Consider the following 18,076-nt stretch of genomic DNA (forward strand, 5'->3'; position numbering starts at 1 on the left):
CCCCATGAATGCTATGAGTGGGGCATTACTTGCGTTGAATGCAAGTAATGCCCCACTCATAGCAATCGAAGGGGCCGTAGCGGGGCCGCCGAGGCGGGAAAGTGCCGTGAAAGCCACATTCACGGCATCAGCGGAGGTGCGGGGCGCGGGGGATGATGTAGCTCGTGGAGATTGCCGCCCAGATCGTCGGGCTTGTCGTGGGTGTGCTGGTGGTCACGGCGATCGCGCGCCGGTTCGACTGGTCGGAGCCGCTGTGCCTGGTGCTCGCCGGGGTCGGTGCCTCGTTCATCCCCGGCGTGCCCGACTACGAACTGCACCCCGAGGTGGTCCTCCTCGGCCTGCTGCCGCCCCTGCTCTACGCCACCGCGATCCGCACCTCGCTGGTCGACATCCGCCGCAACCGCGGGCCGATCGGCCTGCTGTCGGTCGGACTGGTCGCGTTCACCACGATCGGCGTCGGCCTGGTCACCTGGCTGGTCATCCCCGGCCTGCCGCTCGCCGCCGGGCTGGCGCTCGGCGCGGTGGTGGCGCCGCCGGACGCGGTGGCCGCCACGGCTGTCGCCCGCCGGGTCGGCATGCCGCGCCGGATCGTCCGCATCCTCGAGGGCGAGAGCCTGCTCAACGACGCGTCGGCGCTGGTCGCGCTGCGTACCGCGATCGCGGCCATCGCCGGTTCGGTGTCCCTGCTCGAGGTCGGCGGGGACTTCCTGCTCGCCGCAGGCGGCGGCATCCTGGTCGGCCTGGTCGGCGGGAAGATCGCCTACCTGCTGCGCGCGCGGATGGAAGACCCCGTGCTGGACACCGCGACCTCGCTGGTGGTCCCGTTCGCCGCGTACCTGGCCGCCGAGGAGATCCACGGCTCCGGCGTGCTGGCCGTGGTGATCGCCGGGCTGATGCTGGGCAACCACGAGCCGCGCATGCTCTCCGGCTCGTCCCGGCTGGCCAACCGGCTGAACTGGCGCACCATCCAGTTCCTGCTGGAGAACCTGGTCTTCCTGCTGATCGGCCTGCAACTGCGCCGGATCCTGGAGGAGGCCGGCCGCTCGGAGCTGGGCATCGGCCCGCTCATCGGCGTCTGCGCGGCGGTGCTGGCGGCGACCGTGCTCACCCGGATCGCCTGGATGTTCGGCATCGGCACCATCCGCAGGCTGCTGCGGGGGAAAGCGTGGCCGTGGTCGTACTCGGCGGTGATCTCCTGGGCGGGCATGCGCGGGGTGGTCACCCTGGCCGCCGCGTTCGTGCTGCCCGCCGACACCCCGCACCGGTCGGTGCTGGTGCTCGCGGCGTTCGTGGTGGTGGCGGGCACGCTGCTGTTGCAGGGCATGACCCTGCCGAGGCTGGTCCGACGGCTCGGCCTGCCGCCGCCCGACCCCGCCGAGGACGCGCTCCAGGAGGCGGCGCTGCTGCACGACATGACCCGCGCCGCGCTGGACGAGCTGGAGCGGGTGCGCCGCCCGGAGGATCCCGAGGAAGTGGTCGACCGGCTGCGCGACCGGTTGAACCACCGGTCGGACGCGGCGTGGGAGCAGCTCGGCCGCCAGAGCGAGCTGAACGAGACCCCGAGCGACGTCTACACGCGACTGCGCCGCGAAATGCTCGAGGCCGAACGCACCGTCCTGCTCGACACACGCAAGACCGGCCGCATCGACGACGAGGTGCTGCGCCGTGTGCTGGAGGCTCTCGACATCGAGGAGTCCATGCTCACCGAACCCGAGGAAATCGACTTGGACGACGAACGCGAGCTGAGCACCCCCGCCGCGACCGCGGGCAGCTGCAAGCACCTGGCCAAAGCCCCCGCCGACACCGAACCGGAGACCCCGGACGGCTGCGCCGAATGCCTGCGCGACGGCACGTCGTGGGTGCACCTACGCCTGTGCCTGACCTGCGGACACGTCGGCTGCTGCGACTCGTCCCCCGCCCGGCACGCGAGCGCGCACTTCCACGACACCCGGCACCCGGTGATGCGCAGCTTCGAGCCCGGCGAGAGCTGGCGCTGGTGCTTCGTCGACGCGGATCTGGGCTAGTTAGGCTGGACCCGGTGAAATCATGATCGATGGCCTCGCGACCGCCCTGATCATCGCGACCCTGGTGGGTGCGGTGTGGGCACTGGTGCACGTCCTGCGCAACCGCCCGCCGAACGGGCCGATGTACGGCGCGCTCGCGGTGCTCGAGGCGGCGCTGCTGGTGCAGACCGTCGCCGGGATCGTCAACTTCGCGAACACCGACCGGCCGGTCGACGGGCCGGAGTTCCTCGCCTACCTGATCGGCATCCTGGTGATCCTGCCGATCGCGGTGCTGTGGTCGATGGCCGAGCGCACCCGGTGGGGCACCGGGGTGCTGGTGGTGGCCTGCCTGGCGTTGCCGGTGATGATCGTGCGGATGCAGCAGATCTGGGAGTTGCGCGGTGCCTGAAACGAAACCCACCACCCGCACCGGCCCCGGCCGGGTGCTGGTCGCGCTGTACGCCATCTTCGCCATCGGCGCGACCTCGCGCTCGGTGGTCCAGATCCTCACCCGCTTCGACGAGGCCCCGCTCGCCTACTCCCTGTCCGCGGTGGCCGCCGTGGTGTACATCTTCGCCACCTTCGGCCTGGCCAGCGGCGGCCGCGGCGGCCGCACCCTGGCCACTGTCTCGTGCCTGTTCGAACTGGCGGGCGTGCTGGCCATCGGCACCTTCAGCCTCTTGGACCCGGAAGCCTTCCCGCACGCCACGGTGTGGTCGGTCTACGGGAAGGGCTACCTGTTCATCCCCCTGGTGCTGCCGGTACTGGGCCTGCTGTGGATTCGCCGCACGGTCCCGCGGACCGACTGAAGCCACACCCCTCCCGCCCCATCACCGCCGTGGCCGGTCCGGACCCCGTTCCCCCGTTGCCGGGCTCTCCGACCGTCTTGGCTGCTCCGCCCCCTGCTGCTGGTGCGGCACCGCGTGCTGTTCCGGGGCGTGGTGCGATTCCGCGACTTCGTAGTCATGCCGGCACCGGCGGCCGTACCGCCGGGCTCCGCCCGTCATGACCGCATCCCCTGGTGCTTCCGGGTGATCGTCTTCATGACGCCTCCTTCGCCGGCGCCGATTTTACGCCCGGCGCCGCCGAATGCGCGCATCGATTTCGCGTCGCGGAATCAATGATCAGCGGAATTCGTTGAAACTCGCAGGAGGCGAACATGATCGAATTGGCCGAGCGCCTGCTCACCGAGCACCGGACGATCGCCGTGGTCGGGCTGAGCACGAATCCGATGAAGGCCGCGCATTCGGTGCCCGCGGCGATGCAGGCAGCCGGATTCCGGGTGATCGGCGTGCACCCGAGTGCCGAGCGGCTGCTCGGAGGACCCGCTTACCGCACGTTAAGCGAGATCCCCGAACCGATCGACATCGTCAACGTGTTCCGCCCGGCCGCCGAGGCGCCGGGAATCGCGCGGCAGGCGGTGGCCATCGGAGCCAAAGCGTTGTGGCTTCAGCAGGACATCTTTTCGCCCGAAGCCCGCCGGATCGCCGAAGAAGGCGGCTTGGACTACGTCGAAGACCAGTGCATCGCCGTGGTCCGCGCCCTCTCCGGCGCCCACAAGAACTAGGCGACCCGCTTCGCCGCCGGTGGCTGGTGGCGGTCGGACCGGGTGCGGCGCCGGGCCCGTGCGGGTTCGGCGTCGGCGGTGGCGGTGAAGGTGTCCGCGTCCTCCCGCGCGTGGCTGCCGGGTTCCGGCGCCCGCCACCGGCCGAAGCCGAGCAGGATGGTGCACAGCACGCCGACCAGCAACGGCACGTGCCCGCTCAACCGGTACCAGCCGACCTCGCCACCCAATACGTCCACAGTGGACAGGAACAGCAGCACCCCGGCGAAGCTGAGCAACAGCGGCAACTGCGTCCGCGCTCGGTACGGCCGCGCGGCCACGAACAGCAGCCCGATCGCGATGGCGAAGTTGAACGCCGCCGTCTCGTGCTGCAGGTGCCCGCCGTGCGCGTCCCCGGTCAGCCCCGGCATCGAGCCCAGCAACTGCGAGACCACCACCGAGAACTGGCACACCGCGACCAGCACCAGTGCCCACCGCAGCCGATCCACCCCCGGTTTCGCGCTGACCCTGGCGTAGACCCGGTCCGGCACCACCGGCGGGTCGCCCACCGGCGCCAGCCGGGCCAGCCGGGTGATCCCGGCCGCCGCCTCGCGCCAGGCCGCGCAGTCGGCGCAGCCGTCGACGTGCGCCTCCAGCTCGGCCACCGGCACGCCCGGATCCTCACCGTCCAGCGTCGCCGAAATCCCCTCGCGAACGGTCGAACACTCCATGGTTGTCCAGTCGTCGGCGCCGAGACAAAAGTTCCCGCATCCCGAGGCGGTCATGGCGTCGTGGTCGGACCACCGCTTAGGGTGATCCCTTGTGGATGACGACGAGATCACCCGCCACGCCTTCCGCGCGGCGGGCGGCGACCGGCGCGCCGCGGAGCAGTTCGTCGCCGCCACCCGGCACCAGCTGCACCGCCTGCTGAGCTACCTGTCCGACCCCGGCGCCGCCGAGGACCTGGTGCAGGAGACCTACCTGCGTGCCTTCGCCGCGCTGCCCCGGTTCGCCGGGCGCTCCCCCGCGCGGATGTGGTTGCTGGCCATCGCCAAGCGCGTCGCCGCCGACCACCTGCGTGGCAACCGCCGCCGTCCGCGCACCACGCCGGTCGAGGACTGGATGGCCGAGGCCGAGCAGGCGAAGGCGCCGGACCACGGCAGGCTCGTGGTGCTCCAGCAGCTGATCGGCCAGCTCGACGACGACCGGCGCGAAGCGTTCGTGCTCACCCAGATCACCGGCCTGTCCTACGCCGAAGCCGCGGAGATCTGCGAGTGCGCGGTCGGCACCATCCGGTCCCGCGTGTTCCGCGCCAGGGACGAGCTGACCGAGGCGCTGGCGCAGGGCGAAGGCGGACGTCGATCGGCCACCAGCGGCTGGTGACCCGGGGTGATCCCCTCTTCACCCACATGTGGACAACACCTGTGGATAACTCCGCTGATCAGCGAGAACGCAGCACTATCGACGTGTCCAGTGGCGGTCGTTCCAGGATTTCGACCGTGTGCCACCCACGCGGGGGACACCCGTCCGCGAGTGCGCGTTCGACCTTCGCCGCCCGTTGCACGTGCCGCGTGAACGACCGTTCCGCGAGCACCCGCCCCCGCGCCCGCTGACCGGCCGCGGCCTCACCCGGCGTGGTGTGCACCCACAGCAGGTGACGACTCCGCCCGGCCAGCAACGCCATCACGATCAGCATCAGCCGCGTGCTCGCCCTGGTCGCGGGCTCGTGGGCCACGACCGCCCGGCCGCGGCGCAACGAGAACAGCAGGATCCGCGAGCGGTGCCCGAGGTGCACCAGCGGCCGGTACCAGCGGTAGCGCACCCACGGCGGCAGCACCCGGCTGAACCAGGCACGTACCTGGTCGGAGTCGAGCAGCTTGGCGCCGGCCTCGTTCTCCGCGCGGGCGAGCAGCGTGCTCTTGCCCGCTCCCGGGATCCCGGCGACCACCACCAGACCGTGGACCGGTACCGGCAGTTCCACCTTCGCCCGACGCATGCGCGGGGAACGACCCGCCTGCCCGGATCGTTCCGATCGCCCGGCTTCACCCATGCGGAAAGTTTCCACCAACCGTCGTGAATCGGTTACGCACCGGCGACCGCGGTGCAACTCGGATCCGCCACGGTCACAGGGTTCATCCCTGTCCCCACCTGGAGGAACCGTGACCCGATGGACCGCTTCGGCTGTCGCCGCCGCACTGGCGGCGACCGCCATGACCGTGACGCTCACCACGCCCGCCGCGGCCACCCCGCCGAACATCCCGAGCAAGGCCACCGCGCAGTCCGAGCTGAACTCGCTCACCGTCGCCACCGAGGGCAGCCTGAGCGGCTACTCGCGCGATCTCTTCCCGCACTGGTCCACGGTGTCCGGCAGCTGCAACACCCGCGAGACGGTGCTCAAGAGAGACGGCCGGAACGTGGTGCAGGATTCGGCCTGCGCGGCGGTCTCCGGCAGCTGGTACAGCCCGTACGACGGCGCGACCTGGACGAACGCGTCGGACGTGGACATCGACCACATCGTGCCGCTGGCCGAGGCGTGGCGCTCCGGGGCGAACTCGTGGACCACCAGCAAGCGCCAGCAGTTCGCCAACGACCTCAGCCGCCCGCAGCTGATCGCGGTGACCGACAACGTCAACCAGTCCAAGGGCGACCAGGACCCGGCGTCCTGGCAGCCGTCGGTGTCCTCGTACCGGTGCACCTACGCCAAGATGTGGATCCGCTCGAAGCACTACTGGGGCCTGCGGGCGCAGTCGGCGGAGAAGTCGGCGCTGCAGACCATGCTGAACTCCTGCCCGTCGTAGATGTATGACCTGAATCACATCGAATCCGCGTGATGGGCGCCTGGTCCGGACGTCACACCCGTACCGGACCAGGTGCGCTCGGGGGCACGCCTGGCTCGGGAAATCGTTTGCGAGACGCGGCGGGCGGAGGTGCCGATGCACAGGTGGTACGGGATGTCGAAGGTGCACCGGTGCCGCCTGTCCTCGGCACCCGAGGGCGTGGCATGGCCGGAGTTCGAGGCCTCGCTGCAGCTGTCCACCGCGGGCCTGGCCACCATCGAGCCGGCCACCCGCGACCAGGCCGACCGCGAGGCGCGGCTGACCCTGGTCAGCTCGCCGACCGGCAAGATCACCCAGGCCGACCTGCCGCCGGTGCGGGTGTCCGTCGAGGAGTCCGAGGAGTTCGTCGGCTTCTACGTGCTGGAGCACTCGCCGTGGTGGGTCACCACCGGCGGGCAGGAGATCATGCACGCCCCCGGCGAACTGCTGATCGCCGCACCCGGACCGTTCCGCGCCCTCAGCCGCGCCCGCGGCCTGGCCACCGGGCTCTGGGTGGCGGCCGACCGGCTCACCGTGTCCCGCCGAGAGCTGGATCGCCTGCGCCGGCGGCCGACCGCGCTGCCGCCTGCCCTGCGCACTCTGCTGACCACCGCCGCCGACAGCCTGGCCGAATCCGGCGAGCTGGACGTGCTCGGCGCGGAGAACTACCTGACCGGCCTGGCCGACCTGGTGGTGCGCTCCCAGCTCGGCCGGACCACCGGCCACGAGCCGAAGCAGGTCCGCAAACAGCAGATCCGCGAGTACATCCAGCAGCGGCTCGACGACCCGAGCCTGGACGTCGACTCGATCGCCGCCGCCCATCACATCTCGCGCAGCGCGCTGTACCAGATCTTCGAAGACGAGGACGGGGTCGCCGGGTACGTCCGGCGACGCCGCCTCGTCCGGGCGAAGGAAATGCTGGCGGACCCCCGCCGGACGAACGAAACCATCGGCGCGATCGCCCGTCAGGCTGGATTCACCAGCCACGCCCATTTCAGCCGCGTCTTCACCCGGACCTTCGGCGCCAGGCCGAGCGAATTCCGCGGCGGGTAGGCGGCCTTTTCAGGCGCTGAACCGGACCGGCGGCAGTGCGTCCGGTTCCACGATCCCGAGCCGGAACGCGCGCCCGACGGCGTCACACCGGTTGCGCGCCACCAGCTTCTTGAGGATGGATTTCACGTGGGTGCGCACGGTTTCCACGGAAATGTTCAGCGTTTCCCCGATGGTCCGGTTGTCCAGTCCTTCGGCCATCAGCCGCAGCAGTTGTGACTCGCGCACGGTGAGCGGGCTCACGGGCGGCCGGGCGGACGGCGTCGCCGTGGCGTCGGTGAAGCCGGGGCGCAGGCGCGGTGAGAGGTAGTTCTGCCCGTGCACCGCCCGCCGGAGGCCGGTGGCCAGCACGTCGGCCGGGCTCGCGCTGTCCAGCACCACCGTGGCACCGGCGCGCACGGCCTCGCTGACCCGGACCGGGACCGGCCGGTCGCCACCCGGGTCGAGCATCACCACGATGCCGCGGGTGGACCGGCGGCGGGCGAAGACCTGCACGAAACCCAGGTGCGGATAAGCCTTCTCGTGCACCCAGAACAGTCCGTCACCAATACGCTGGGCCAAACGGGTGGCGGTTTCAAGATCGGTAGCGGAATGCACGACCACGCGCCCGAAGATTTGTTCCAGCGCCCTGGCCATTCCTTCGCGGATCAACGGGACCGGGCTGACCACGACGGCCGCGGGCACCTCCGGCCGCGGCGCCGGGCGTTCGTCGAAAGCCGGGAAAGATCGCAGGTGCAGCGACCGTTCGACGCTTCTGCCCGCCTGCTGCCCCTCGGTGACGTACGACATGGTTTCCTCCTCGGCGGCGGCGCGGAGAAAAATCTCCGGCGAGTTCCCGCCACTCTAGACAGCCCGCTTATCGGATTCCTTTGCCCAGTTGTGCGCCGCTATTGCGGATCTGCGCAGCCCGCGGAAGGCCTTTGCCCATCGGTACGGAATGTTTGTCCATCCGTCCACATCGGGCGGAACCAGCCCAAGTGGACGCATAATGGCGGTGGGGAAGGGAGGTGGGTGATGACGCACCCCTCTTCCGGGCAGGGCGCGCCGCTCAGCGCGGTGTACGCGCTGGAGTTCAACTCCGCCAAGGGTCCGGTGGACGGCGACGTGGAACAGGTCGCCGCCCTGCTGATCGGCCGGGCCCGCGTGGAGGGCGTGCTGTGGGGGCTCAAGCCCAGTTCGGCCCGGATGAGGGTGCGGGCCGGCCTGAGCGCGGCGATCGGGTCGGGCGCCTACGACCTCGACCGCTGCATCTGGCACGTCAACCCGGACGACGAGGACGGTGAGTGGCTGCTGTTCACCCTGTGCGCCACCGCCGAGCGCACCGTGCTGGTCAACCGGCGGCGGCTGATCGTGCCCGCCGGGCAGCTGATGGTGAGCACCTCCTCGGTCCCCCACTCCATCGTCCACAACGGACCCAACGAGTGGTGGGCGGTCCGGGTGGACGCGGCCGCGGTGCACCTGCCGCACCGGGCGGTGGAGGAACTGCTGTTCCGCCCGCTGCCGGTCGGCGAACTCCTCACGCGGCTGGTGGTCAACACCCTGCCAGGGAAACCGGCCGACGAGCCGTCCGGCGAAATCGACGCGGCGGGCTTCGACCACTACCTGGCCGGGCTCGCCGAGTTGCTGCTGCGCTCGGTCGGCCCGCGCGGCGGCAGCGCCCGGACCGGCTCCACCCGGCGGCAGGAGGTCGAGCGGTTCATCCGGCAGCACCTGGCCGACCCCGGGCTGTCGGTGACCTCGGTCGCCAGCGCGCACGCGGTCTCCCGGCGGCGGCTCTACCAGTTGTTCGAGGACACCGGCGAGGGCGGCGGCATCGCCGAGTTCATCCGGCACTCGCGCATGGAACGGGCACGAGAGCTGCTCGACGACCCGGCGCACCGCGGGGAGTCGATCGCGCAGATCGCCGCCCGCTGCGGCTTCGTCAACGCCGCGCACTTCACCCGCCTGTTCCGGGACGCCACCGGCCTACCCCCCGGCGAATACCGCCGCCGCCGCACCCCCCAGTAACCCCCTCGCCGGGCGCCCCCACCCCCAGCCGAGCCCCACACTCAGACACCCGAACCGCACGTTCAGACACCCGAACCGCACGCTCAGGCAGCCGAACCTCACACTCAGGCCGCCGAACCCCACGTTCAGGCCGCCCAAGCCCCCAAGGTGAAACGCTATGAGTGGGGCATTACTTGCAATGGATGCAAGTAATGCCCCACTCCTAGCACTCGGCCGACCCCGGTCACGGCTCGTGGACCACTAAGCTCGCGCGGTGGGCAAAACGCTGCGTGACTTCGGTACCGGTGCCGGGCTGCTGGCCAGGGGGTTCGGCCTCGTCTTCGGCAACGGCAAGCTGTTCCTGCTGGGCGCGATCCCGGCGCTGCTGACCAGCCTGCTGCTCTTCGGCGGCATCCTCGCGCTCGCGCTGAACGCGGACGACCTGATCACCTGGGCCACCCCGTTCGCCGACGACTGGTCGCAGACCTGGCAGACCGTGCTCCGCGTGGCCGCCGGGGTGTCCATCGTGGTCGCCGCCGTGGCGATCTCGCTGCTGTTGTTCTCCGGCCTGACGCTGATCCTCGGCGGCCCGTTCTACGAGGCCATCGCCGAGCACGTCGAGGACCACGAACTCGGCGGCGTACCCGGCACGCAGCAGGTCGGCTGGGCGCGGTCCGCGTGGCTCGGCCTGCGCGACACCCTGCTGCTCGTGCTGCTGGCGATCCTGTTCGGCATCCCGCTGTTCCTGGCCGGGTTCATCCCGGTGCTCGGCCAGACCGTGGTGCCGGTGGTCGCCGCGCTGGTCGGCGCCTGGCTGCTGGCGCTCGAGCTGACCGCGATCCCGTTCACCCGCCGCGGGCTGAACCTCAAGGTGCGGCGCCGGACGCTCGGCGGCAAGCGCGCGATGACCCTCGGCTTCGCGACGCCCACCTACCTGCTGTGCCTGATCCCGCTCGCGGGCATCGTGGTGCTGCCCGCGGCGATGGCGGGCGGCACGCTGCTCGCGCACCGCGCGCGGGAGTTCAGCACCGGTTCAGCATCTCCGACAGCGCCGTCTTCTCCCGCTCGGTGACCGTCAGCCCGTAGTGGTGCTTGACCTCGATCCAGTCACCGGCGTAGGTGCACCAGTAGGACACCAGCGGCGGCTTCCACTCGTCGGGGGCCTTGTCGCTCTTCTGCTGGTTGACGTTGTCGGTGACGGTGAGCAGCTGCGGGCGGTCCATGTCGTTGGCGAACTCCTCCCGCCGCTCTTCGGTCCACGACCGCGCGCCGCTGACCCAGCTGTGCCCCAGCGGCACCATGTGGTCGATGTCCACATCGGACGCCTTGGTCCAGGTCTCGCCGTCGTACGGGCTGACCCACTTGCCGGAGTCGGGTGCGCAGTCGGGACCGGCCTGCACGTTCTCGCCGTCGCGCTTGAGCACCAGCTCACGGGTGTTGCAGTTGCCGTCGTGCGCGGACCAGTGCGGGTACTGCTCGCGGTCGTAGCCGTCCATGCTGCCGCGTTCGGCGATCACCAGCTGGTCGAGCAGCTGCCGCGGCGGCCCCGCGTCCACCCCCGGCTCGGCGGGCGCCGGCTCCACCGGGGGAGCACACGCCGAGACGAACGCCAGCAACACCATGAACACCCACCGCGACCTCATCACGAACGGAGTATGCGGCCGAAACCCGTCCGAGCGGTACCGACGCGCGGGTCAGATCACCGCGGCCAGGCGGGTGCCCTGGTCGATGGCCCGTTTGGCGTCCAGTTCGGCGGCCACGTCGGCTCCCCCGATCAGGTGTACGGGTAGGCCGTCCAGCTGCTCGGCGAGCTCCCGCACCGGCTCCTGTCCGGCGCAGACGACCACGGTGTCCACGTCCAGCACCCGTGGTCGCTCGTGCCGGGGGCCGAAGCTGATGTGCAGGCCGTCGTCGTCGATGCGCTCGTAGTTGACCCCGACCAGCTGTTCCACGCCCTTGTTCTTCAATGCCGCGCGGTGCACCCAGCCGCTGGTCTTGCCGAGTCCTTTGCCGATGCGCTCGTCCTTGCGCTGCAACAGGTACACCTTGCGCGGTGACGGTTCCGGCCGCGCTTCGGCCAGCGCGCCGCCGGCCACGCCCCACTCCGCCTGCCACTCCGCCAGATTCAGCGCGGGCGAGGAGGTGTGCGTCAGGAACTCGCTGACGTCCACGCCGATGCCCCCGGCCCCGATCACCGCGACCCTGTCCCCCACCGGCTTCCCGTGCCGCACGACGTCCACATAGGACAGAACCTTCGGGTGGCCGATCCCGGGGATGGCCGGCACGCGCGGGGTCACGCCGGTGGCCAGCACCACCTCGTCGAACGCGGTCAGCTCGGCGACGGTGGCCCGGGTGTTCAGCCGCAGCTTGACCCCGGCCAGGTCGAGCTGACGCCGGTAGTAGCGGATCGTCTCGGCGAACTCCTCCTTGCCGGGGATGCGCCTGGCGATGCCGAACTGACCGCCGATCTCGTCCTCGGCCTCGAACAACTCCACCTGGTGCCCGCGCTGCCCCAGGTTCACCGCGGCGGACAACCCGGCGGGACCGGCGCCGACCACCGCCACGCGCTTGCTCCGCCGCGCGGGCAGCAGCACCAGTTCGGTCTCGCGCCCGGCCCGCGGGTTGACCATGCACGAGACCTTCTTGTGCACGAACGCGTGGTCCAGGCAGGCCTGGTTGCAGGCGATGCAGGTGTTGATCTCGTCGCTCAGCCCGGCCTCGGCCTTGCGCACCCACTCCGGATCGGCCAGCAGCGGCCGGGCCATCGACACCAGGTCCGCGCCACCGCGCGCGAGCACCTCCTCGGCCACCTGCGGCATGTTGATCCGGTTCGAGGTGATCACCGGGATGTCCACGTGCGGCTTGAACTTCGCGGTGACCTCGGTGAACGCGGCGCGCGGCACCGAGGTGACGATGGTCGGGACGCGGGCCTCGTGCCAGCCGATGCCGGTGTTGATGATGGTCGCCCCGGCCGCCTCGACGGCCTTGCCCAGCGCGACGATCTCGTCCCAGGTCTGCCCGTCCTCGACGAACTCGGCCATGGACAGCCGGTAGACGATGATGAAGTCGGGCCCGACGGCCGCCCGCACGCGGCGCACGATCTCCACCGCGAGCCGCTGCCGGTTCTCCGTCGAGCCGCCCCAGCGATCGGCGCGTTTGTTGGTGCGTGGCGCGAGGAACTGGTTGATGAAGTAGCCCTCGGAACCCATGATCTCGACGCCGTCGTACCCGGCTTCGCGGGCCAGTGCGGCACAGCGGGCGAAGTCGTCGATCTGACGCCGGACCCCGCGATCGGACAGGGCGCGCGGGCGGAACGGGTTGATCGGCGCCTTGATCGCGGACGCCGACACGCTCAGCGGGTGGTAGGCGTACCGGCCCGCGTGCAGGATCTGCAGGGCGATCTTGCCGCCCGCCTCGTGCACCGCACTGGTGACACGGCGGTGCCGCTTCGCTTCGGCACGCGTGGTCAGCTTGGACGCGAACGGCAGCAGCCAGCCCTCGCGGTTGGGCGCGTAACCGCCGGTGATCATCAGGCCGACGCCGCCGCGAGCGCGTTCGGCGAAGTACTCGGCGAGCTTGCCCACGTCACGGGCGCGATCCTCGAGCCCGGTGTGCATCGAGCCCATTACCACGCGGTTGCGCAGCGTGGTGAACCCGAGGTCGAGCGGGGCGAGCAGGTTCGGGTACTCGGTCATCGGCCATCCCTTTCCAGTGCTTCCGCGACCTCGTCGCACCATTCGACGAACGACTGCTCGGCGCGCACACCCCCGCGCAGCACGAGGTACTGGTGGAGGTCCTGCCCGCTGAGCCCGCGCGGGTCCGGGAAGTCGCGCTTCTCGATCTCGCGGTAGACGTCGAGGCGCTCGGCGTGCCGGTCCCGGTGGCGGCGCACCTCGGCCAGCACGACGGCGGCGTCGCCCAGGCTCGCGCCGCGGACCTTCACCGCGAGTTCGTCGCGCAGGATCGCGGGCTCGTTCGGCTCGCCCAGCCATCGCCGCAGCTCGGCGTGGCCGTCCGCGCTGACGCGGTAGACCTTCTTGTCCGGTCGCCCGTCCTGCGCGACCAGCTCGTTCGACAGCCAGCCGGCCTCGGTCATGCGCTTGAGCACGCGGTAGATCTGCTGGTGGGTGGCGCCCCAGAAGAAGCCGATGGACCGGTCGAACCGGCGGGCCAGCTCGTAGCCGGAGCCGGCCCGCTCGGTCAGCGAAACCAGGATCGCGTGTTCGAGGGCCATGGTTTCGGAGGCTAATATGCAACCAGGTGCAATGCAACTAGGTGCATAGTGTGGTGAGCAACTCAGCCACCGCCTCGACCGCGGGAGACGCCCACTGCTCGCGCCCCCGGAGGAGCCACAGGTGGTAGCGCGCGATCGGCGGCGACCGCAGCTCGACGAGCCGCCCGGCCTCCAGCTCCGGCGCCACCGTGACCGTGGGCAGCAGCGCCAGCCCGAGCCCGGCCTCCACGCACCGCTTGACCACCTCGACCCCGCCGTACCGCGGCGGGGTGTCGGCGACCATCTCGGCCAGCTCGTCGTTGTAACCGCACCCGCGTTCGAGCAGGAGCACCCCGGCTTCGGTCAGTTCGGCGGCGGTGATCGCGCGGGTCCTCGGCAACGGTGTGTCCGGTGGTGCGACCAGTGAGATGCGCTGCCTACCCAGGTCCACACTGTCCACTGTGGAGTATCGAATGGACGGCTCCAGTGCCAGCGCGAGATCGGCCTGCCGCTCCCCCAGCGCCCGCACAGCCGTACGGGTCGGCGCGGGCACCAGCGTGAGCCGCACCTCGGGCAGGCGCCGGGTGATCTCGCGCAGCACGGACGGCAGCCGGTAGGCGCAGACGGACTCCGGCGCGTACAGCCGCACAGGCCCGGCGGGCCGTCGATCGGCGACCTCGGCGAACATCCGGTCTTCGAGGTCGAGCAACTGCCGGGCGTGCTCGGCGAGCCTGGTACCGGCGTGCGTGGGCGTGACCCCGGCGGGGTGCCGGTCGAGCAGCCGGGTGCCCGCGAGCCGCTCCAGCGCCTGGACGTGGGCGGTGACCGTGGACTGGGCGAAGGTCAGCTCTCCGGCAGCCGCGGTGATGTTGCCCGTGCGGACCACGGCGAGGAAGCTGCGCAGCAGGCGGGTGTCCATCGGTATCCCCGATCGTCGGCATCGAAACTGATCGTTGGACATGATGGCAGGTGCGGCCGCAAGCTGGACGCATGACGAACATCGAGCGGTACACGGCCTTCGACGTCGACGGGGAAGGCGGCAACCCGGCCGGGGTGGTGCTGGACGCCACCGGCCTGGACGAGGCGCGGATGCTGGCGATCGCCGCGGACCTGGGGTACTCGGAGACCGCGTTCCTGCTGCCGGACAACCACATCCGCTACTTCAGCCCGCTGGCCGAGGTCTCGTTCTGCGGGCACGCCACCATCGCGACGGCGGTGGCGCACGCCGAACGCTCCGGCGTCGGCACGCTGGCGCTGCGGACGCAGGCGGGCGAGGTCGTCGTGCGGACGCGGCACGAGGACGGTCAGTTGCTGGCGACGCTCACCAGCGTGGCGCCCTCCGTGCGTGACGCGCCCCCTTCGCTGGTCGAGGAGGCTCTCGCCGCACTGCGCTGGGACGCCGCCGACCTCGACCCGGCGCTGCCCCCGCGCGTCGCCTTCGCCGGCGCGCACCACCTCGTGCTCGCCGCGGGGTCCCGTGAGCGCCTGGCCAAGCTGGACTACGACTTCGACGCGCTCGGCGCCCTCATGGCCCGGGAGGACTGGACCACCGTGCAGCTGGTCTGGGCAGGCCCGGAGGGTTTCCACTCGCGCAACCCGTTCCCACCCGGCGGCGTCTACGAGGACCCGGCCACCGGCGCCTCGGCCGCCGCGTTCGGCGCCTACCTGCGTGAACTGGGCACGACCGGCCGGATCACCATCCACCAGGGCGAGGACCTGGGCCGCCCCAGCCGCCTGCTGGTCGACATCCCGGCCACCGGCGGCATCTCGGTCAGCGGGACCGCGGTTCGGCTCTAGACCTCGAGTGGGGTGGAGGTTGCAGCATCGAAGCGACAACGCACCCCTGGGGATGGAGAACCATGAGTGAGTGGCAGAGCGCGGACCTGGACCTCGACGCCTACCTGGCGCGGATCGGGCACGAGAAGGTGCGCCCGTCGGCCGCGGCGCTGCGGTCGTTGCACGAGGCGCACGTGCGGTCGATCCCGTTCGAGAACATCGACGTGCTGCTCGGCCCGCACCCGGGGCTGAAGCTGAAGGTGATCGCCGACAAGATGGTGCACCGCCGTCGCGGTGGGTACTGCTACGAGCACAGCCTCCTGTTCGCCGCCGCACTCGAATCGCTCGGGTTCGACGTGCGCCGCCGGATGGCGCGGGTGGACCCGGAGAAGCCGAGTGCGCGGACGCACATGGTGGTGATCGTGCGGGTCGCCGGCGTCGACCACCTCGTCGACGTCGGCTTCGGCACCGGGCTGGTCACCGCGATGCCGCTGGTCGACGGCGTGGAGCAGGAGCAGAACGGCTGGCTCCACCGGATCACCCGCGAAGGTCCACTGTGGACCTTGTGGCGGCACGAGCACGGCGAGTGGGTGCCGTTGCACGCCACGGACGACCTGCCGCAGCACCAGATCGACTACGAGGTGGCGCACCACTACGTCTCCACGCACCCGAAGTCGCCGTTCACCGGGCAGCTCGTGGTGATGACGCGCGGCGACCGCCTCAGCAGGCGGCTCGTCGGGGACGAGCTGACCACCGAGCACGCGAACGGTGAGGTGACGAAGGAACCGGTGCCCCCGGCCGAACTGGACGGGGTGCTGCGCTCGCTGGGGGTCGAGCTGAATACCACAGACCTGACCACCCTGCTGGGCTAAAGAACGCCCTCATCGTGTGGCAGCGCTGGCCGCGACGACCTCCGGAGACCACAGTGGACGCACCCCGCACATCGCGTCACCGTTGAAGGAGAACTTCGTGAACAAGTCCCGGCTGGCCGCCCGCCTGGCGCTGCCGCTCGTGATCGCCGGTACCGCACTCGGCGCCGCCATGCCCGCCGGTGCCGAGGAGCCGCCGCTGACCCCGCTCGGCGAGGGTGTGCTGCACGGCACCCAGACCACCGCCGAGGTCGTCGACGGCAACGTCGAACACGGCGCCGCGACGCTCTCGGGTTCTGTCGACACCACGCTGAGCACCCTGCCCGGCGGCCTCATCCGCACCGGCGAGCACCCACTCGTCATCGGCGACCTGGACGACCTACGAGGCCTGCTCACCCACCGCCCCTGAAACACCCACGCGAGGTCGCGCCGTTCACCGGACTGGGGCGCGTCGGGCCGCCCAGCGGCACGGCGCGCCCCAGTCCGGTGAACGGCTCAAAAGCGACCTCGCCGCCCCGCCGGAGGCGGGGCCAAAGATGGAGCCGACAAGGGGACTCGAACCCCTGACCTGCTGTTTACAAGACAGCTGCTCTACCAACTGAGCTATGTCGGCCTGTGCTCCGCAGTATATAGATGTCACACGCACAGCTCGTCCACGACATCCGTCACGCGGTTCCGGGTGCGGTACGCGGCCAGTTGCCGGTCCCCTCCACCGCCGGTGGAGCGCAGCCGGGCGAGCATTCCTTCGGCGAACTCCAGGTCCCCCGTCGTCCGCAGCGCGTCCCGCAGGCCGGCCATCAGTTCGTCCAGCACGGCCCACACCGGCACCAGTTCACCGCTCTCCGGGTGCAGGCACGAACCGTTCAGCCCGTCCCGCGCCGCCCGCCAGAGGTTCGCGCGCAGCACCTCGTCGGGCACGATCACCGGCGTGCGGGCATCGGCGACGTCCCGCAGCGCCACGTTCACCAGTCCGCGGATCAGCACCGCCGCCAACGTCGCCTCCTCGGGCGTCGCGGCCACGTCGCAGATGCGGAACTCCAGCGTGGGCTGGTTGTCGGACAACCGGACGTCCCAGTACAGCATCGCCCGGTCCATCATCGCGCCGCTGCGCAGCATCGCGGCGACGCTGTTCTCGTAGTGCTCCAGCGAGACGAACATCGGCGGCGGCCCGGCCGACGGCCAGCGCGACCACAGCACGTGCCGCCAGCTCCGGTACCCGGTGACCGCGCCGCCGGAGAACGGCGAGTTCGCGGTGAGCGCCAGCAGCACCGGCAGCCAGGCGCGGGTGTGGTTGCTGACCCGCACCGCGGTCTCCCGGTCGGCCACCTCGACGTGCACGTGGCACCCGCAGGTGGCGCTCGACCGGGCGATCGCGCCGAACCGGTCGGCCATCTCCCGGTAGCGCTCCTTCTGGGTGATTTCGTGCGACGACTTCGGCAGCAGCGGCGTGCCGCTCGGCAGCAGCCGCAGGCCGCGCTCGGCGGCGCTCGCGGCCAGGTCCGCTCGCATCCGGGTGAGGTGCCCGAGGACCTCCTCGGCGGTGCGGCACACGTCGGTCGCCGTCTCCACCTGGGACCTGATCAGCTCCTGCTGCAGCTCACCGCCGCGCTCCTCGGTCCCGAAGACCAGCTCCGGCCCGCGCGGTACCAGCTGTCCCGAGGCGTCGACCAGGAAGAATTCCTCCTCGACGCCGAACGTCAGTTCCTCGCCGTGGAGACCCATCCACCACTCCTTCACCCGGTCGCGTTGATCGATCCGGATTACCCGGACCGGGTGATCGGTAACCCTGGGGCAGAACGTGGTGGACGCCACGGTTCCGA

The 18,076-nt window shown here is 70.8% G+C and carries 20 protein-coding genes and 1 tRNA gene; 12 read left to right on the forward strand and 9 right to left on the reverse strand.

Features of this window, described 5'->3' with window-relative positions; all coding sequences use genetic code 11:
• The first annotated feature begins 164 nt into the window (after nt 1-164).
• The 4 genes from JOM49_RS03460 to JOM49_RS03475 all read left to right on the forward strand — a co-directional run bounded on the left by JOM49_RS03460 (nt 165) and on the right by JOM49_RS03475 (nt 3,570).
• Nucleotides 165-2,024, forward strand: a complete 1,860-nt coding sequence (locus JOM49_RS03460; protein WP_209662924.1) for a Na+/H+ antiporter — start codon at nt 165-167, stop codon at nt 2,022-2,024.
• Nucleotides 2,025-2,046: 22 nt separating this feature from the next.
• Nucleotides 2,047-2,412 (forward strand): hypothetical protein, encoded by a 366-nt coding sequence (locus JOM49_RS03465; RefSeq protein ID WP_209662925.1) that lies wholly within the window; start codon nt 2,047-2,049, stop codon nt 2,410-2,412.
• Nucleotides 2,405-2,812: a hypothetical protein gene (locus JOM49_RS03470; protein WP_209662926.1), complete on the forward strand. Its 408-nt coding sequence runs from the start codon at nt 2,405-2,407 to the stop codon at nt 2,810-2,812. The genes JOM49_RS03465 and JOM49_RS03470 overlap by 8 nt, the downstream gene beginning before the upstream one ends.
• A 350-nt stretch (nt 2,813-3,162) precedes the next feature.
• Nucleotides 3,163-3,570: a CoA-binding protein gene (locus JOM49_RS03475; RefSeq protein WP_209662927.1), complete on the forward strand. Its 408-nt coding sequence runs from the start codon at nt 3,163-3,165 to the stop codon at nt 3,568-3,570.
• On the opposite strand, the gene JOM49_RS03480 is transcribed toward JOM49_RS03475, so the two are convergent.
• Entirely contained in the window at nt 3,567-4,331 is a 765-nt protein-coding gene (locus JOM49_RS03480) for a zf-HC2 domain-containing protein (RefSeq protein WP_308158637.1), read from the reverse strand. The two genes, JOM49_RS03475 and JOM49_RS03480, sit on opposite strands and share 4 nt — an antisense overlap.
• A gap of 37 nt (nt 4,332-4,368) precedes the next feature.
• Here JOM49_RS03480 and JOM49_RS03485 point away from each other — a divergent pair, with 37 nt between their 5' ends.
• Nucleotides 4,369-4,929, forward strand: coding sequence for a sigma-70 family RNA polymerase sigma factor (locus JOM49_RS03485; RefSeq protein ID WP_209662929.1), 561 nt, complete (start codon nt 4,369-4,371; stop codon nt 4,927-4,929).
• Nucleotides 4,930-4,987: 58 nt separating this feature from the next.
• Here JOM49_RS03485 and JOM49_RS03490 read toward each other — a convergent pair whose 3' ends face one another.
• A complete protein-coding gene (locus JOM49_RS03490; protein ID WP_209662930.1) occupies nt 4,988-5,542 on the reverse strand; it encodes a P-loop nucleotide/nucleoside kinase family protein in 555 nt (184 codons plus the stop codon).
• Between the two features lie 214 nt (nt 5,543-5,756).
• Between JOM49_RS03490 and JOM49_RS03495 the strand changes: the two genes are divergently transcribed.
• Both JOM49_RS03495 and JOM49_RS03500 read left to right on the forward strand, forming a co-directional pair.
• Nucleotides 5,757-6,344 (forward strand): HNH endonuclease family protein, encoded by a 588-nt coding sequence (locus tag JOM49_RS03495; RefSeq protein WP_209670740.1) that lies wholly within the window; start codon nt 5,757-5,759, stop codon nt 6,342-6,344.
• Between the two features lie 135 nt (nt 6,345-6,479).
• Nucleotides 6,480-7,415 carry a helix-turn-helix transcriptional regulator gene (locus tag JOM49_RS03500; protein WP_209662931.1) on the forward strand — a complete coding sequence of 312 codons (936 nt, stop codon included), beginning with the start codon at nt 6,480-6,482 and terminating at the stop codon, nt 7,413-7,415.
• A gap of 9 nt (nt 7,416-7,424) precedes the next feature.
• Here JOM49_RS03500 and JOM49_RS03505 read toward each other — a convergent pair whose 3' ends face one another.
• The gene (locus tag JOM49_RS03505; protein ID WP_209662932.1) at nt 7,425-8,201 is read right to left on the reverse strand and encodes a response regulator transcription factor; all 777 of its coding nucleotides are present in this window, start codon (nt 8,199-8,201) and stop codon (nt 7,425-7,427) included.
• Between the two features lie 225 nt (nt 8,202-8,426).
• Between JOM49_RS03505 and JOM49_RS03510 the strand changes: the two genes are divergently transcribed.
• Both JOM49_RS03510 and JOM49_RS03515 read left to right on the forward strand, forming a co-directional pair.
• Nucleotides 8,427-9,419, forward strand: a complete 993-nt coding sequence (locus JOM49_RS03510; RefSeq protein WP_209662933.1) for an AraC family transcriptional regulator — start codon at nt 8,427-8,429, stop codon at nt 9,417-9,419.
• A 253-nt stretch (nt 9,420-9,672) separates the two neighbouring features.
• Nucleotides 9,673-10,470, forward strand: coding sequence for an EI24 domain-containing protein (locus tag JOM49_RS03515; protein ID WP_209662934.1), 798 nt, complete (start codon nt 9,673-9,675; stop codon nt 10,468-10,470).
• Here the strand turns inward: JOM49_RS03515 and JOM49_RS03520 are convergent.
• From JOM49_RS03520 to JOM49_RS03535, 4 genes are read right to left on the reverse strand one after another with little or no spacing between them, the layout of a single operon-like run.
• Nucleotides 10,421-11,041: an HNH endonuclease family protein gene (locus JOM49_RS03520; protein WP_209670742.1), complete on the reverse strand. Its 621-nt coding sequence runs from the start codon at nt 11,039-11,041 to the stop codon at nt 10,421-10,423. The two genes, JOM49_RS03515 and JOM49_RS03520, sit on opposite strands and share 50 nt — an antisense overlap.
• 51 nt (nt 11,042-11,092) lie before the next feature.
• Complete coding sequence (locus JOM49_RS03525) at nt 11,093-13,093, reverse strand: NADPH-dependent 2,4-dienoyl-CoA reductase (RefSeq protein ID WP_209662935.1); 2,001 nt, start codon at nt 13,091-13,093, stop codon at nt 11,093-11,095.
• Entirely contained in the window at nt 13,090-13,632 is a 543-nt protein-coding gene (locus JOM49_RS03530; RefSeq protein WP_209662936.1) for a PadR family transcriptional regulator, read from the reverse strand. The genes JOM49_RS03525 and JOM49_RS03530 overlap by 4 nt, the downstream gene beginning before the upstream one ends.
• Nucleotides 13,633-13,669: 37 nt before the next feature.
• Entirely contained in the window at nt 13,670-14,530 is an 861-nt protein-coding gene (locus JOM49_RS03535; RefSeq protein WP_209662937.1) for a LysR family transcriptional regulator, read from the reverse strand.
• A gap of 71 nt (nt 14,531-14,601) precedes the next feature.
• On the opposite strand from JOM49_RS03535, the gene JOM49_RS03540 reads away from it, so the two are divergent.
• The 3 genes from JOM49_RS03540 to JOM49_RS03550 all read left to right on the forward strand — a co-directional run bounded on the left by JOM49_RS03540 (nt 14,602) and on the right by JOM49_RS03550 (nt 16,665).
• Nucleotides 14,602-15,408 (forward strand): PhzF family phenazine biosynthesis protein, encoded by an 807-nt coding sequence (locus JOM49_RS03540; RefSeq protein WP_209662938.1) that lies wholly within the window; start codon nt 14,602-14,604, stop codon nt 15,406-15,408.
• Between the two features lie 62 nt (nt 15,409-15,470).
• The gene (locus JOM49_RS03545; RefSeq protein ID WP_209662939.1) at nt 15,471-16,259 is read left to right on the forward strand and encodes an arylamine N-acetyltransferase family protein; all 789 of its coding nucleotides are present in this window, start codon (nt 15,471-15,473) and stop codon (nt 16,257-16,259) included.
• Between the two features lie 97 nt (nt 16,260-16,356).
• Entirely contained in the window at nt 16,357-16,665 is a 309-nt protein-coding gene (locus JOM49_RS03550; RefSeq protein WP_209662940.1) for a hypothetical protein, read from the forward strand.
• Between the two features lie 128 nt (nt 16,666-16,793).
• Here the strand turns inward: JOM49_RS03550 and JOM49_RS03555 are convergent.
• Together JOM49_RS03555 and JOM49_RS03560 are read right to left on the reverse strand one after the other, a co-directional pair.
• Nucleotides 16,794-16,869, reverse strand: a tRNA-Thr gene (locus JOM49_RS03555).
• Between the two features lie 23 nt (nt 16,870-16,892).
• Complete coding sequence (locus tag JOM49_RS03560) at nt 16,893-17,978, reverse strand: carboxylate-amine ligase (protein ID WP_209662941.1); 1,086 nt, start codon at nt 17,976-17,978, stop codon at nt 16,893-16,895.
• Between the last annotated feature and the right edge of the window lie 98 nt (nt 17,979-18,076).

Source organism: Amycolatopsis magusensis, from assembly GCF_017875555.1.
GTDB lineage: Bacteria > Actinomycetota > Actinomycetes > Mycobacteriales > Pseudonocardiaceae > Amycolatopsis > Amycolatopsis magusensis.

Bases quoted from the DNA above. Each gene is read 5' to 3' on its own strand.
- JOM49_RS03520 (WP_209670742.1), bottom strand. From the start codon at position 11,041: ATGAGGTCGCGGTGGGTGTTCATGGTGTTGCTGGCGTTCGTCTCGGCG.
- JOM49_RS03480 (WP_308158637.1), bottom strand. From the start codon at position 4,331: ATGACCGCCTCGGGATGCGGGAACTTTTGTCTCGGCGCCGACGACTGG.
- JOM49_RS03475 (WP_209662927.1), top strand. From the start codon at position 3,163: ATGATCGAATTGGCCGAGCGCCTGCTCACCGAGCACCGGACGATCGCC.
- JOM49_RS03495 (WP_209670740.1), top strand. From the start codon at position 5,757: ATGACCGTGACGCTCACCACGCCCGCCGCGGCCACCCCGCCGAACATC.
- JOM49_RS03465 (WP_209662925.1), top strand. From the start codon at position 2,047: ATGATCGATGGCCTCGCGACCGCCCTGATCATCGCGACCCTGGTGGGT.
- JOM49_RS03525 (WP_209662935.1), bottom strand. From the start codon at position 13,093: ATGACCGAGTACCCGAACCTGCTCGCCCCGCTCGACCTCGGGTTCACC.
- JOM49_RS03560 (WP_209662941.1), bottom strand. From the start codon at position 17,978: ATGGGTCTCCACGGCGAGGAACTGACGTTCGGCGTCGAGGAGGAATTC.
- JOM49_RS03510 (WP_209662933.1), top strand. From the start codon at position 8,427: ATGACGCACCCCTCTTCCGGGCAGGGCGCGCCGCTCAGCGCGGTGTAC.
- JOM49_RS03530 (WP_209662936.1), bottom strand. From the start codon at position 13,632: ATGGCCCTCGAACACGCGATCCTGGTTTCGCTGACCGAGCGGGCCGGC.
- JOM49_RS03500 (WP_209662931.1), top strand. From the start codon at position 6,480: ATGCACAGGTGGTACGGGATGTCGAAGGTGCACCGGTGCCGCCTGTCC.
- JOM49_RS03490 (WP_209662930.1), bottom strand. From the start codon at position 5,542: ATGCGTCGGGCGAAGGTGGAACTGCCGGTACCGGTCCACGGTCTGGTG.
- JOM49_RS03545 (WP_209662939.1), top strand. From the start codon at position 15,471: ATGAGTGAGTGGCAGAGCGCGGACCTGGACCTCGACGCCTACCTGGCG.
- JOM49_RS03535 (WP_209662937.1), bottom strand. From the start codon at position 14,530: ATGGACACCCGCCTGCTGCGCAGCTTCCTCGCCGTGGTCCGCACGGGC.
- JOM49_RS03505 (WP_209662932.1), bottom strand. From the start codon at position 8,201: ATGTCGTACGTCACCGAGGGGCAGCAGGCGGGCAGAAGCGTCGAACGG.
- JOM49_RS03540 (WP_209662938.1), top strand. From the start codon at position 14,602: ATGACGAACATCGAGCGGTACACGGCCTTCGACGTCGACGGGGAAGGC.